General features: G+C 69.0%; 13 protein-coding genes and 1 pseudogene. 6 read left to right on the top strand and 8 right to left on the bottom strand.

Annotated features, from left to right (window positions below; genetic code table 11):
• Positions 1-462: DALR anticodon-binding domain-containing protein (locus ACFDTC_RS11640; protein WP_375259044.1), on the top strand; the 462-nt coding region annotated here is incomplete at its 5' end.
• Positions 463-676: 214 nt separating this feature from the next.
• On the opposite strand, the gene ACFDTC_RS11635 is transcribed toward ACFDTC_RS11640, so the two are convergent.
• Complete coding sequence (locus ACFDTC_RS11635) at positions 677-1,579, bottom strand: DMT family transporter (RefSeq protein WP_375259056.1); 903 nt, start codon at positions 1,577-1,579, stop codon at positions 677-679.
• 274 nt (positions 1,580-1,853) lie between these two features.
• The gene (gene ilvC / locus ACFDTC_RS11630) at positions 1,854-3,008 is read right to left on the bottom strand and encodes a ketol-acid reductoisomerase (protein WP_375259043.1); all 1,155 of its coding nucleotides are present in this window, start codon (positions 3,006-3,008) and stop codon (positions 1,854-1,856) included.
• Here ilvC and ACFDTC_RS11625 point away from each other — a divergent pair.
• The 3 genes from ACFDTC_RS11625 to ACFDTC_RS11615 are packed head-to-tail and all read left to right on the top strand — an operon-like array spanning position 3,007 to position 4,845.
• Positions 3,007-3,462, top strand: a complete 456-nt coding sequence (locus ACFDTC_RS11625; RefSeq protein ID WP_375259042.1) for an Lrp/AsnC family transcriptional regulator — start codon at positions 3,007-3,009, stop codon at positions 3,460-3,462. The two genes, ilvC and ACFDTC_RS11625, sit on opposite strands and share 2 nt — an antisense overlap.
• Complete coding sequence (locus ACFDTC_RS11620) at positions 3,459-3,914, top strand: Lrp/AsnC family transcriptional regulator (RefSeq protein ID WP_375259041.1); 456 nt, start codon at positions 3,459-3,461, stop codon at positions 3,912-3,914. The genes ACFDTC_RS11625 and ACFDTC_RS11620 overlap by 4 nt, the downstream gene beginning before the upstream one ends.
• A 37-nt stretch (positions 3,915-3,951) precedes the next feature.
• Entirely contained in the window at positions 3,952-4,845 is an 894-nt protein-coding gene (locus ACFDTC_RS11615; RefSeq protein WP_375259040.1) for a CHAD domain-containing protein, read from the top strand.
• Here the strand turns inward: ACFDTC_RS11615 and ACFDTC_RS11610 are convergent.
• Positions 4,842-6,044 carry a UbiH/UbiF family hydroxylase gene (locus ACFDTC_RS11610; protein ID WP_375259039.1) on the bottom strand — a complete coding sequence of 401 codons (1,203 nt, stop codon included), beginning with the start codon at positions 6,042-6,044 and terminating at the stop codon, positions 4,842-4,844. The two genes, ACFDTC_RS11615 and ACFDTC_RS11610, sit on opposite strands and share 4 nt — an antisense overlap.
• Positions 6,045-6,185: 141 nt before the next feature.
• Between ACFDTC_RS11610 and ACFDTC_RS11605 the strand changes: the two genes are divergently transcribed.
• Positions 6,186-6,824, top strand: a complete 639-nt coding sequence (locus tag ACFDTC_RS11605; protein WP_375259038.1) for a GntR family transcriptional regulator — start codon at positions 6,186-6,188, stop codon at positions 6,822-6,824.
• Here the strand turns inward: ACFDTC_RS11605 and ACFDTC_RS11600 are convergent.
• On the bottom strand, positions 6,821-8,734 hold the full coding sequence (locus tag ACFDTC_RS11600; protein WP_375259037.1) for a glycosyltransferase family 2 protein: 1,914 nt from the start codon (positions 8,732-8,734) through the stop codon (positions 6,821-6,823). The genes ACFDTC_RS11605 and ACFDTC_RS11600 overlap by 4 nt on opposite strands.
• A gap of 82 nt (positions 8,735-8,816) precedes the next feature.
• Positions 8,817-9,974 (bottom strand): glutamine-hydrolyzing carbamoyl-phosphate synthase small subunit, encoded by a 1,158-nt coding sequence (carA, locus tag ACFDTC_RS11595; RefSeq protein ID WP_375259036.1) that lies wholly within the window; start codon positions 9,972-9,974, stop codon positions 8,817-8,819.
• 176 nt (positions 9,975-10,150) lie between these two features.
• Between carA and ACFDTC_RS11590 the strand changes: the two genes are divergently transcribed.
• Entirely contained in the window at positions 10,151-10,612 is a 462-nt protein-coding gene (locus ACFDTC_RS11590) for a GatB/YqeY domain-containing protein (protein WP_375259035.1), read from the top strand.
• Positions 10,613-10,628: 16 nt separating this feature from the next.
• Here ACFDTC_RS11590 and ACFDTC_RS11585 read toward each other — a convergent pair whose 3' ends face one another.
• The 3 genes and pseudogenes from ACFDTC_RS11585 to ACFDTC_RS11575 form a co-directional block, all read right to left on the bottom strand.
• On the bottom strand, positions 10,629-11,543 hold the full coding sequence (locus tag ACFDTC_RS11585) for a hypothetical protein (protein ID WP_375259034.1): 915 nt from the start codon (positions 11,541-11,543) through the stop codon (positions 10,629-10,631).
• A gap of 1 nt (position 11,544) precedes the next feature.
• Positions 11,545-12,036: a DUF2244 domain-containing protein gene (locus ACFDTC_RS11580; RefSeq protein ID WP_375259033.1), complete on the bottom strand. Its 492-nt coding sequence runs from the start codon at positions 12,034-12,036 to the stop codon at positions 11,545-11,547.
• A gap of 95 nt (positions 12,037-12,131) precedes the next feature.
• Positions 12,132-12,429: pseudogene (locus ACFDTC_RS11575) on the bottom strand (cytochrome c oxidase subunit I); the annotation flags it as partial.

Here is a 12,429-nt window from a genome sequence, read left to right as displayed (position 1 = left end):
CACGACGTGATCGACGCCTGCCTCGCCATGCCGGGCAACGACGACCTCACCCTGCTGGTCAAGCGGGCCGAGGCGCTGGCCGCCTTCCGCAAGACCGATGACGGCGAGAACCTCGTGCAGGGCTTCAAGCGCGCCAACAACATCCTGAGCCAGGCCGAGGAGAACGACGGCGTCGAATATTCCTTCGGCGCCGATCCGAAATTTGCCGAGGCCGACGAGGAACGCGCCCTCTTCGAGGCGCTGCAATCGGCCGAGGCCAAGATCGCGCCCGCCATGCAGGCCGAGGATTTCGCCACCGCCATGCAGGCGATGGCCGGCCTGCGCGCGCCGATCGACGCCTTCTTCGAGGCGGTGCAGGTCAACACCGACAACCAGATCGTCCGGCGCAACCGGCTGAACCTGCTGGGCATGATCCGCAAGGTCTGCCTGCAGGCCGCCGACCTGACTCGGCTGGAAGGGTAGGGCGCGGGCTCCGCGCCTCGCCCTGCGCGTCCCGTGTCCCCGGTCCCGTGCGCCGCGCCGCGCGTCCGGATGCCGACCCCCGACCGGCGCCGGAGACACGAGTCCGGGCGTGCGATGGACCGCTTTTCGGGTGCATTTCGAGGCACGAAAACCGGGGCGGGTTCGACCGGAATTCCTAACGGAAGATGAATCCGTCTCTGTAACCCGTTGATTTCTAGTGGGCGGGTGGATGTCCCATCGTGGGACGCCTCGCCATCAGCCGCCGCAGCGCCCCCCACTGGCTGACCAGAAGCCCCGCCAGGATCAGCCCCATCGCCGCCAGCAGCGACGGCTCGAACGGCTCGCCCAGCAGCAGCACGCCCAGCACGACCGACCACATCGGAACCTGGTAGTTCACCAGGGACATGAAGACCGGCCCCGCGCTGCGGATCACCAGGACCCGCAGCAAGTTGGCCCCCGCCGTGGGTACCAGCCCCAGCAGCGCCACGATCGCTAGGATCCCGTGCGACGGCATCGGCGGCGGTCCCTCGACCGCCCAGGCCATGGGCACCACCAGTGCCGTGCCCACCATCAGCGGCACCGCCGCCAGCCCGATCGGATCGATCGGCGGCAGCCGCCGCATGGTCACCGAACTGACCGCGTAGCACGCCGCCGCTCCCACGCAGGCCGCGCGGCCCAGCGGCTCCATCGCCGCGCCCGAGGACACGAAGGCCTGCCCGCCGATCAGCAGCACCACGCCCGCGAAGCCGATCAGGAACCCGATCGCGCGTCGCCAGTGCATCCGCTCGCCCGGAACCAGGAAATGCGCCAGCGGCAGCACCATCAGCGCCACCGCCGCCATCGACACGCCCGCGAAACCCGCCGTGACGAATTGCTGCCCCCAGGCCAGCAGCGTGAACGGTAAAGCCGAGGCCAGCGCGCCGATCAGTGCCAGCGACGGCCAGGCCGTCCGCTCGGTCAGGAACAGGGCGCCGCCCCGCAGCCGCCAGACCGCGACCGTCAGCACCATCGCGAAGCTGATCCGCCCCGACGCGATCCACAGCGGCGGCAGCTCGGTCAGCGCGATCTCGATCAGCAGGAAGGTGGCGCCCCAGATCAGCCCGAGGATCGCGACCATGGCCCAGTCGCGGCCCGTGATGGTTGGCGGTGTCTGCACGATTTCTGCCCGTTCTGCCCGAGGCCCCGGGCCTATTCCGCCCGCCGCGCTTGTTCAAGCCCGGTAGGGCGGTCATTATGGCGGGCGTCTCGATCGCTACCCGGAGGTTCCGATGGACGTGTTCTTCATCCTGCCCGTCATCCTTCTGCTCGGTCTGCTGGGCTGGTGCGTGTTCCAGCTCAAGGACGACCTTTAGGGAGGCGGGCGGCAGGGTGTCCCGCCGCCCGCCAGTTTCTTAGTTGCGCGCCTTGTCGACCATCTTGCCGGCCGAGATCCAGGGCATCATCTCGCGCAGCTTCTCGCCGACGGCCTCGATCTGGTGGGCGTCGTTGCGGCGGCGCGTGCCCTTGAAGAACGGCTGGCCGACGGCGTTTTCCTGCATGAAGTCCCGCACGAAGGCGCCGGTCTGGATGTCGTTCAGAACCGCCTTCATCCGCGCCTTGGTCTCGTCGTAGGGCAGGATGCGCGGGCCGCTGACATACTCGCCGTACTCGGCCGTGTTCGAGATCGAGTAGTTCATGTTGGCGATGCCGCCCTCGTAGATCAGGTCGACGATCAGCTTCACCTCGTGCAGGCACTCGAAGTACGCCATCTCGGGCGCGTAGCCCGCCTCGACCAGTGTCTCGAAGCCCATGCGGATCAGCTCGACCAGGCCGCCGCACAGCACCGCCTGCTCACCGAAGAGGTCGGTTTCGCACTCTTCCTGGAAGTTCGTCTCGATGATCCCCGAGCGCCCGCCGCCGATGGCCGAGCAATAGGACAGGCCGATTTCCAGCGCGCGGCCCGAGGCGTCGTTGTCGACCGCCACGAGGCAGGGCACGCCGCCGCCCTTGACGTATTCGCCGCGCACCGTGTGGCCGGGGCCCTTGGGGGCCATCATGATGACGTCGACGCCGGGCTTCGGCTCGATCAGGCCGAAATGCACGTTGAGGCCGTGCGCGAAGGCGATCGCCGCGCCGTCACGCAGGTTGTCGTGCACGTGTTCCTTGTAGGTCTTGGCCTGAAGCTCGTCGGGCATGGTGAACATGATCAGGTCGCACCATGCGGCCGCCTCGGCGATGCCCATGACCTGCAGGCCTTCGCCCTCGGCCTTGGCGCGCGAGGGCGAGCCTTCGCGCAGCGCCACAACGACGTTCTTGGCGCCGCTGTCGCGCAGGTTCAGCGCGTGGGCGTGGCCCTGGCTGCCATAGCCCAGGATCGCCACCTTCATGTCCTTGATCAGGTTGATGTCGCAATCGCGATCGTAATAGACGCGCATGTCTCTTCCCCTCTGGTTTTCGTTGTGGGCGCAGACTAGCCGCACAGAGGCGAGAGTGTTTGCGTTCTTCGCCTGATTGCGGCATTTAGCGAGATGTTCATTCGCTTGATCGCTTAAGTCCGATAAATTCATGCTCGACGACACCGATCGGCGCATATTGCGCCAGCTGCAATCGACCCCCGAAGCGCGCGCCGCCGAGATCGCCGAGCGTGCGGGCGTAACCCCCGCCACCTATGGCCGGCGGATCGAGCGTTTGCGCGCCGCCGGCATCCTGCGCGGCGTTCGCGGGGTGATCGACTGGCAGGCGCTGGGCTACGCGGTCGAGGTGTCCCTGCGCGTCACGCTGGACAAGACCCAGCCGCGTGCCTTCGACGCCTTCATCGAAGCCGCGCGCGCGGTGCCCGAGGTGCTCGAGATCCAGACCTTCCTGGGGCAGGTCGATGCACGCTTGTCGGTGATCGCGCGCGACATGGCGCATTATCAGCAACTCTACCGCGACCGGCTGCTGACCCTGCCGCACATCGCCGATATCGAGGCGTTGATGCACGTCGCTCGCGTCAAGGCCAACGAGACGCTGCCGCTGTGATCGCGCTGGACGACATAGACCGCGCGCTGGTGCGGGCGCTGGCGCAGGATGCGACCGCCAGCGCCGGCAGCCTCGGCCGCGCACTGGGCCTGTCGCAGCCCGCCTGCTGGCGGCGCATCCGACGGCTGCGCGAGGCCGGCGCCTTCCGCGGTGCGCGGCTGGACGTGGATGCGCAGGCGCTGGGGTTCGGCGTCACGGTGTTCCTGGGCGTGAAGCTGGCCGCCAAGGGGCGCGTCAGCCTCGAGGATTTCGAGCGCGCGGTGACCGCGATCCCCGAGGTGCAGACCGTCGAGCACGTGCTGGGCGGCTACGACTACCGCTTGCGCGTCGTGGCGCGCGACATCTCGGACTTCGAGCGGGTGCTGCGCCGTCGGATCATGGCGCTGCCGGGTGCCGGCGCGATCGACGCGAACGTGCTGCTGTCCGAGGAACGGCGCCCCGGCCCGCTGTGACGTGCAACCCGTGGGGCCGTTCTGGGGTTGGGCTGCCATGAGCTACAGTTTCAAACGGTCGGACAAGTCCGTCACCTACGGGTTCCGCCGCATCGCCCTGGACCAGATCGACGCCGCGCTCGCTTCGGCTCGGGACGAGGACGGCGATCTGCATGCGCGCATCCACGACATCCGCAAGCGCTGCAAGAAGCTGCGCGGGCTGCTGAGGCTCGTCCGGCCGGCCTTCGACGCTTACAAGGTCGAAAACCGCGCCGTGCGCGACGCCGCGCGCCACCTGTCGCGCTTCCGCGACCGGACCGCGATGCTCGATACGCTGGACATGCTGGCGCAGGACGATGCGGACATCGACGCGGAAATGGTGAAGGACCTGCGCAGCCGCCTGCGCGCGCGCCGCACCCGCGCGGCGAAGGGGCCGGAACTGGACGACGCGATGCAGGCGACGATCGCGGACCTGTCGGCCTGCCGCGAGCGGGCCGCCGAATGGACGCTGTCCGAAAAGGGCTTCGACGCGATCGCCGGCGGCTTGCAGAAGACCCACGGCCGGGCCCGCAAGGCGATGAAGGCCGCGCGCAAGAAGCGCTCGGCCAAGGCGATGCACGAATGGCGCAAGCGGGTGAAGTACCACGGCTATCACGTTCGCCTGCTGAAGCGCGCCTTTCCGGCCATGACCGAACCCTACGCGCAGGCGATGTCGGAGCTGGGCGAGATGTTGGGCGATCATCACGACTTGGCCGAGTTCCAGCGCGTGCTGGGCGACGAGACCATGCCAGCGGCACCGCGCGCCGCGCTGACCGCGCCGGCCGACCGCATGATGCGGCGCAACGCGCATGCCGCCTTTGCGCTGGGCGACCTGCTGCTGGCGGAAAAGCCAGCGCCCTTCGCGGACCGCTGGAGCCGGTGGTGGCAGAGGTGCGGGGTCGCTGGCGGCTAGTCCCGGGCGCCCAGACCCAGCTGCATCAGCGTGCGCCGCACCGGCGCGACGGAATAGAGCGCGTCCAGCCCCTGCGCGCGCAGATCGCGCAGCGGCTGCGGCGACAGCATCGAGATCCGGTTGAGCGCGGTGATCCCCGCCACCCGCGTGCGAATATCGCCGATGCGAGCATCGTGGTAAGCATCCAGCATGGCGCAATCGCCCAGCCGCTCGGGCGCGGCCACGGCCAGATCGCGTAGGGTGGCGATGTCCTTCAGGCTCATGTTCAGGCCCTGCGCGCCGATCGGCGGCACCACATGCGCGGCCTCGGCCACCAGCGCCAGGCGCTGCGCCGACAGGCGCGTCGCCTCTTGCGCGATGATCGGCCAGACCGCGCGGCGGGTGACCAGCCTCAAAGGGCCGAACAGGCCGGCGCTGCGCTCGGTCATGGCGTCCTCGAAATCGGAGACGTCCATGGCGGCGAGCGCGTCGGCGCGCGGGCCCGTCTCCATCCAGACGATGGCCGACGAAGGACGCCCGTCATGGTCCGGCAGCGGCACCAACGTGAAAGGACCGCCGGTGCGGTGTATTTCGGTCGAGACGTTACCGTGCGGCGCGTCGTGCGTGACCGCGAAGGCCAGTGCCTTTTGGCCGAAGCGGGTGGTGCGCACGTCGATCCCGGCCGCCTGCCGCATCGCCGAGTTGCGCCCGTCCGCCGCGATCACCAGCCGCGCGCGGATGCGAGTGCCGTCGTCGAGGCCGACGCGGGCCTCGCTCTCGCGGGTGAACAGCCGCTGTGCGGCGGTGCCGGTACGGAACTCCACGTCGGGAAGGGCGTCCAGATGCGCGGCGAACTCGCGCCTGAGCAGCCAGTTGGGCAGGTTCCACCCGAACGGCTTGTCCGAGATGTCGGCGGCGTCGAAATCTCGCGTCACGCGCGGCTCGGGCGCCTCACCGCCTGCGTCGACGATGCGCATGGTCTGCAGGGGCGTCGCGTGCGCCGCCAGTCGGTCCCAGAGGCCGATCTCGGCCAGCAGCGCCTGCGACGGCTGCAGGAAGGCCGTGCTGCGCATGTCGGCGCCTTCGGCGGCGCGGTCGGTCACCGGCGGCGCGGGGTCCACGCAGAGAACCGAGAAGCCCGCCTGCCCGAAAGCGGCCGCGGCGGCGAGCCCTGCGATGCCGCCGCCCGAGACGACGATGTCGTGATCGAAACTCTGCATGATCGGTCTCCTTCGAGGCGCGCCGGCGGCACGGTGCTTGCCCTTTGCACATAGGGCCCAGCGGCGCGGTCGTCCATCTGGTATGCTTGCTTGCACGGTGCGCGGGCGGCTATCGTACGCGCAACGCCGCAGGAGGGCCGCATGACGGAATTGAGACCACCCCAGAAGGACGCCTATGCCATGATCCTGGAGGCGATCGATTCAGGGCTCTACCGTCCCGGCGACCGGCTTGTGGAAAGCGAGCTGGCGGACCGCTTCGGCGTGTCTCGCACCCCGATCCGCGAGGCGCTGCAGCGGCTCGAGACGCAGTCGCTGCTGGCTCGCGACGGCCGGTCGCTGATCGTGGCCTCGCTCGATCACAACCAGATGTCCGAGCTTTACGCAGTGCGCACCGAGCTCGAGGGGCTGGCGGCGCGTCTCGCGGCGCGCCACGCGACCGAGGAAGAGGTGCAGGTCCTGCAGGACATGGTCGAGGAGGATCGCGCGCTGGTGAACGACCCGGGCGCGTTGGCGCGGGCGAACCGGCGGTTCCACAAGATGATCCACCTCGCGTCGCACAACCGGTTCCTGGTGCAGCAGCTCGACCTCGTGCACCGGTCGATGGCGCTGATGGCGACGACGTCGCTGGCGGCGCAGGGCCGGGGCGAGATCGCGCTCGCCGAGCATTCCGCGATCGTCGACGCGATCGGGCGGCGCGACGAGGACGCCGCCTACCGCGCGTTGCGCGACCATATCTCGGTCGCCTTCGTCACGCGGCTCAAGCTGGACGCGCAGGCCTAAATGGGCTCAGCCTCGCGGGCTACGTCATCGGGCGGCGTGTCGGCGCCCGGCCCGTCGGGGACAGAATGGCCGTGCTGGGTCTTGTCCCAGTAGAAGGGGCGCGTGACGATCTCCCACAGGCCGCGATAGATGGCGATGGTGCCCAGCGGGAAATAGGCGACCAGCGTCGGCACCCAGGGCAGCAGCCCGCGATGCGAGGTGCGCGTGACGGCCACGATGCCCACGAGCACTGTAATCGCCTCGGCCGTCAGGAAGGTGGCGATCAGCGCGTTGCGCGCGGTGGGGTTCAGCAGGCCGTCCAGCGGATGCGGCAGCCCGACCAGGATCAGCCAGAACGACCACAGAACCGGCGCCAGCACGAACTGCAGCACGGTCGTCAGGAACACCGCCTGCACGCCCCAGAAGCGCCAGAAGCCCAACTCGCGTATCAGCACCACGGGGCGGCGATTGTGGACCCACCACGTGATCGCATAGCCTTTGAGCCAGCGCGAGCGTTGCTTGATCCACGGCCAGAAGCGGTTGTTGGCTTCCTCGCGCGTGACGGTCGGGATCATCTCGGTCACGTAGCCGCGGCGCGCCAGAAGGATGCCCAGGTCGGCGTCCTCGGTCACGTTGTGGGCGTCCCAGCCGCCGGTGGCCGCCAGCGCCTCGCGCCGGATGTAGACGGTGGTGCCGCCCAGCGGCACGACGAAGCCCAGCCGCGCGAGGCCGGGCAGCAGCACGCGGAACCACGACACGTACTCCACCGCGAAACACCGTGACAGCCAGTTGGCGCGGGGGTTGTAGAAATCGAGGATTCCCTGCAGGCATGCCACGTTCGCCGGCGCGCGCGAGAACCGCGCGACGACGAGGTCGATCTGGTCGGGGGCGGGCGAATCCTCGGCGTCGAGGATGCCGATGATCGTGCCGCGGGCGTAGTTCAGGGCGTAGTTCAGTGCGCGCGGCTTGGTGGTGACGCGGCCGGGCGGCACGCAGACGCTGCGCACCCAGGGCGGCAGCGTGGCCCGGGCGAGGGCCGCCTTGGTGCGCTCGTCGCCGGCCTCGAGCACCAGCAGGATCTCGAGCGCGGATTTCGGGTACCGCAGCCGAGACAAGCGGTCGAGCAGCGCCTCGACGATCGCCTCTTCCCGGAACAGCGGCACCATCAGCGTGACGGTCGGCGGCACGTCGGACGGCGCTTCGCCTCGGGCGCGACGGGGCCGCCGCGGCATGGCGACCAGCGCGGCGATCTTGAGCCCTTGCGAGACCACCAGAGAGGCCAGCGCCAGCGACAGCGCCGCGGCGAAGAACGCGTGTGGCGCGTGCCACAGCAGAACGGCGCAGCCGATGGCGAAAAGCGCCGCCACGGCAATCGCGGCGGGCGAGGCACGGTCGAGGTCGCGGCAGCTGTCCTCGGCGGCGCGCATCGTTTCGGCTGCGCGGGCCAGTGCCGCACCGTGATGCTCGGCGATCGTGTCGTGGATGTCCTGCTCGAGCGTAAGCGCCATGACCACCGGCCTCGGCATCTCCGGCATGGCGGCGCGCGCGGCCTCGAAATCCTCGGGCCGTGCGGTGGCCACTACGACGGTGTCGCCCAGCCTGATCCACGGCAGGATGCCATGCGTCAGGCAGATATCGGGCGGGACCAGCGCCATCGCCTCGGGGTTGGGGACCATCCGGGGGCGGCGCAGGACCATCGCGCCGTAATGCTCGGCCTGCGCGCGCAGCAGCACCTCGGGCGGAACCAGCCCCTCGGCCAGGATGACGTGCGCCAAGGGCCGCGACAGGCGCCCGGCCTCGGCCATGGCGCCCAGCAGCGCCTCCGAGGACAGCGCGCCATCCTCCAGAAGGATCCGGCCAAGCGGCATGCCGCGGCGCGCCGTCGCTGCGGGGATCGACGGCGCAATCTGGATCGCGTCTTGCTGGCTCATGCCCCTGACCGGTCAACCATACCGGCGCGAGCCTGTGCCCTTCTTGGTTAAAAGACGGTTAAGCCTGCGGTCGCACGTCCCTTCAGGCCGCGCGGTCCCGCATGGATTGTGCAAAGCGCTCGAACAGGTGGAAGCTGTCCTGCGGACCCGGGCTTGCCTCGGGGTGATGCTGCACCGAGAAGATGGGCCGATCGTTCACGCGAATGCCGCAGTTCGAGCCGTCGAACAGCGACACGTGCGTCTCGAGCACGTGGCCTGGCAGAGTCTGGCTGTCGACCGCGAAGCCGTGGTTCATCGAGGTGATCTGCACCTTGCCGGTCTCGACGTCCTTGACCGGGTGGTTCGCGCCGTGGTGGCCGTGGTTCATCTTGATCGTCCGCGCACCCAATGCCAGCGCCAGGATCTGATGACCCAAGCAGATGCCGAACAGCGGGATCTCGGTCTTGTCCAGCAGGCCCTGGATCATCGGCACCGCGTATTCCCCGGTCGCGGCCGGGTCGCCCGGGCCGTTGGACAGGAACACGCCGTCGGGCTGATGGGCCATGACCTCGTCGTAGCTGGCCGTCGCGGGCAGCACGGTCACGTCGCAGCCGGCGCTGGCGAGACAGCGCAGGATGTTGCGCTTGGCGCCGTAATCGACGGCGACCACCTTGTGGCGCGCGTCGGTCTGGCGCGTGTAGCCGCCGGGCCAAGCCCAGCGCATCTCGTCCCAGCGGTAGGATTGCGCGCAGGTCACGCCCTTGGCAAGGTCGCGGCCTTCGAGACCGGCGAAGCCGCGCGCGGCCTCGACCAGCGCCGCGATGTCGAACTTGCCGTCCGGAGAATGCGCCAGCGCCACGTGCGGTGCGCCCTGCTGCCGGATCGCGCGGGTCAGGCGGCGGGTGTCGATGCCGCCGATCGCGATCCGCCCGCGCGAGGCGAGCCAGTCCGACAGCTCCTGCGCGGTGCGCCAGTTCGAGGCCTGCGTCGGCATCCACTTGACGACCATGCCCTCGGCCACCGGATCGGCGGTCTCGTCATCCTCGGGGGTGACACCGGTATTGCCGATGTGGGGGAAGGTGAAGGTCACGATCTGGCCCGCATAGGACGGGTCGGTCATGATCTCCTGGTAGCCGGACATCGAGGTGTTGAAGCATAGCTCGGCCGTGGTCTGGCCGGTCGCGCCGAAGCCGTGACCGTGGAAGACCGTGCCGTCGGCCAGGGCAAGGCAGGCCGTCGGATGGGTTGGGGCGGCGGGCATGGGCAACTCCGGTCCGGGGGAAACGTCTGTTACCTAATGGGTGGCGTCGCGCGGGTCAAGATCGCTCGACTTCTCGTAAGTCATTGAAAAGACGTGACTGGCGGCATCCCGGGCCGCATTGCACCGACCTTTGGCTTTGGATAATCTCGCGCGGCGAAGCCAGATGAGGATTGGTGATGGAATTGCGTGCGCGCATCAACGCGGCGGTCAAGCAGGCCATGCGGGACAGGGCGTCCGAACGCCTGTCGACACTGCGCCTGATCAGCGCCGCTTTCAAGGACCGCGACATCGCGGCCCGCGGAGAGGGGCGCGAGGACGGCGTCGACGAGACCGAACTGCTGGGCATCCTCGGCAAGATGGTCAAGCAGCGGCGCGAAAGTGCCGCCAGCTACGAAGAGGCCGGGCGGCTAGACCTTGCCCAGCAGGAGCGCGACGAGATCGAGGTGATCGAGGAATTCCTGCCGCGCCCGCTGGACGACGACGAGGTCGAGGCGGCCATCGCCGCGGCGATGGACGAGATCGGCGCCACCTCGATCCGCGACATGGGCCGCGTGATGGGGCTGCTGAAGCAGCGCTACACCGGTCGGATGGATTTCGCCGCGGCCGGGCCGCGCGTGAAGGACAGGCTGTCGGCCTGACGGCCCGCGCGGCGGCCTAGACGTCGTCGAGCGGGAAATCCCGTGGCAATTCGGAAAGATCCTTGCGCTGGCCAATCGAGAACCGGCGCACGAAGCGCGTCTTGAACCCGACGCGCCCCCGCCGGGCGCCGAAATTCTCGCCGTGGTTCAGTACGTAGAGAACCATCGGATCGGCGAAGGACTGCAGGCGCAGGCCCGCCAGCCCCGCGAGGTAGGGAAACATCCGGTGTTCGTGCATCGTCATCGCGCGCAGGAACGCCGCACTTTCCGGCAGGGCGGGGTCGTGATGCAGTGCCGCGCACGAGCCGCATAATTTCCAGAACGGCTTGCGCAGCGGCTCTCGAGTATCGGGGGCGGCGGCGAGGGCCACTTCGCCCGTGGCGTGGTCCATGACGTAGCCGCGTTCGACCAGGTAGCCGCCGGGCGCGCCCTGCGAGAACATCCGGGCGACCAGGTCGCGGTGCGGCAGGTCATCGGCGTCGAAGCTCATGACATAGGCCGGGCCGCCATCCTGAGCGGCCAGCGCATCGCAGAGCGCGCCAAGCTTGCGCCACTTGTCGTTGCCCGGCGTCGGGTCGTCGAAGGACAGGTGCGTGATGCGGTCGTCGTCGGGCAGCGGCGGGCGCTGCTGGCAGCAGATCACCGCCTGCCACCGCGCGTCGCTCTGGGCGAGCAGACCGCGCAGGGTCGCATTCAGCCGGTCGGTTACCGCATCCCAGTCTCCGACCTGCGCCGGCCCCACGAGCGGGATCAGGAAGACGACGCGTTCGGCGCGTGGAACCGGCCGTCCCGATCGCGCGCGCCGCAGCGCCAGCGCCGCGGTCTCGGAGGCCTGCAAGCCGACGCGGCTGGCCAGGCCATAGCCCCCGACTGCGCGCGCGGCGCGAATGGCCAGCCGGCGCATCTTGGGTGTGGCCGGCGCCTGCGCCATCTCAGGCTCCCGCGCAGGACCGAAGCCGGTCCTGCAATTCGGCGAACAGCGCCTTGCGCTCGTCCTCGGACAGGAAGGCGCCGATCTCGACCTCGCGGCCATGGCCTTTCAGCGTCACATAATAAGGTACCGGACCGCCCTCTTCGTGGCAGGTGACCTGCACCCAATAGGTGTTGCTTTCCCAGTCCTGCGCGGCGCCACGCGGGTTGTGCCGGATCAGGCGCACCCGGTCCGGTGACAGCGTCAGTATTTCGAGGATTCGTCGATCGCGGAAATTGCGTTGGAGCGCCCAGTTCAGTCCGGCGACAGCCGCCAGCACGAAGGGCAGCAATCCCCACAGGACCACTGTGCCGATCAGCCAGTAGAGCGGGATTGACGCCATCAGGAAGAAGCCCAGCACCACGCTCGGGAAGCCGGCAGGCGGCAGCGAGTTGTGCGGCCAGAGCTGCAGCTCGGAGGATTCGGGGGTGGGGGCGGTCCAGGCGTAGGGCATCGGTGTGGCGGATCTTCCTGGTGCCGGAACACCGGCCTGAAAGGAAAAAGGCCCCGCCGGAACGGGGCCTTCTGTCGTGAGTCTCTGGCCCGGCGTCAGTGCGCGGGCGACTTGTCCCAGTCCTCGCGCTTGGGAAGCTGCTCGAACGTGTGCTCGGGCGGGGGCGAGGGCAGGGTCCATTCCAGCGTGTCCGCGTATTCGTTCCACGGGTTGTTTTCGGTCACCTTCTTGCCGCGGAACAACGTGTAGAACATGACCCCGAAGAAGAACAGGAACGACGCGAAGGACAGGAAGGCGCCCCAGCTCGACCAGGCGTTCCACATGGCGAACGCGTCGGGATAGTCGATGTAGCGGCGCGGCATGCCCTGACGGCCCAGGAAGTGCTGCGGGAAG

The sequence above is a fragment of the Citreimonas sp. genome (assembly GCF_042096055.1).
In the GTDB taxonomy this organism is placed as follows: Bacteria; Pseudomonadota; Alphaproteobacteria; order Rhodobacterales; family Rhodobacteraceae; genus Citreimonas.
The sequence above is the reverse complement of the archived record's forward strand: the minus strand, read 5'-3'. Positions and strand labels throughout refer to the sequence as shown.

Excerpts from the sequence above, each read along its gene's own strand:
- ACFDTC_RS11635 (WP_375259056.1), bottom strand. The coding sequence starts at position 1,579 with ATGGTCGCGATCCTCGGGCTGATCTGGGGCGCCACCTTCCTGCTGATC.
- ACFDTC_RS11615 (WP_375259040.1), top strand. The coding sequence starts at position 3,952 with ATGAGCTACAGTTTCAAACGGTCGGACAAGTCCGTCACCTACGGGTTC.
- ACFDTC_RS11580 (WP_375259033.1), bottom strand. The coding sequence starts at position 12,036 with ATGCCCTACGCCTGGACCGCCCCCACCCCCGAATCCTCCGAGCTGCAG.
- ACFDTC_RS11590 (WP_375259035.1), top strand. The coding sequence starts at position 10,151 with ATGGAATTGCGTGCGCGCATCAACGCGGCGGTCAAGCAGGCCATGCGG.
- ACFDTC_RS11625 (WP_375259042.1), top strand. The coding sequence starts at position 3,007 with ATGCTCGACGACACCGATCGGCGCATATTGCGCCAGCTGCAATCGACC.
- ACFDTC_RS11605 (WP_375259038.1), top strand. The coding sequence starts at position 6,186 with ATGACGGAATTGAGACCACCCCAGAAGGACGCCTATGCCATGATCCTG.
- ilvC (WP_375259043.1), bottom strand. The coding sequence starts at position 3,008 with ATGAATTTATCGGACTTAAGCGATCAAGCGAATGAACATCTCGCTAAA.
- ACFDTC_RS11585 (WP_375259034.1), bottom strand. The coding sequence starts at position 11,543 with ATGGCGCAGGCGCCGGCCACACCCAAGATGCGCCGGCTGGCCATTCGC.
- ACFDTC_RS11610 (WP_375259039.1), bottom strand. The coding sequence starts at position 6,044 with ATGCAGAGTTTCGATCACGACATCGTCGTCTCGGGCGGCGGCATCGCA.
- carA (WP_375259036.1), bottom strand. The coding sequence starts at position 9,974 with ATGCCCGCCGCCCCAACCCATCCGACGGCCTGCCTTGCCCTGGCCGAC.
- ACFDTC_RS11600 (WP_375259037.1), bottom strand. The coding sequence starts at position 8,734 with ATGAGCCAGCAAGACGCGATCCAGATTGCGCCGTCGATCCCCGCAGCG.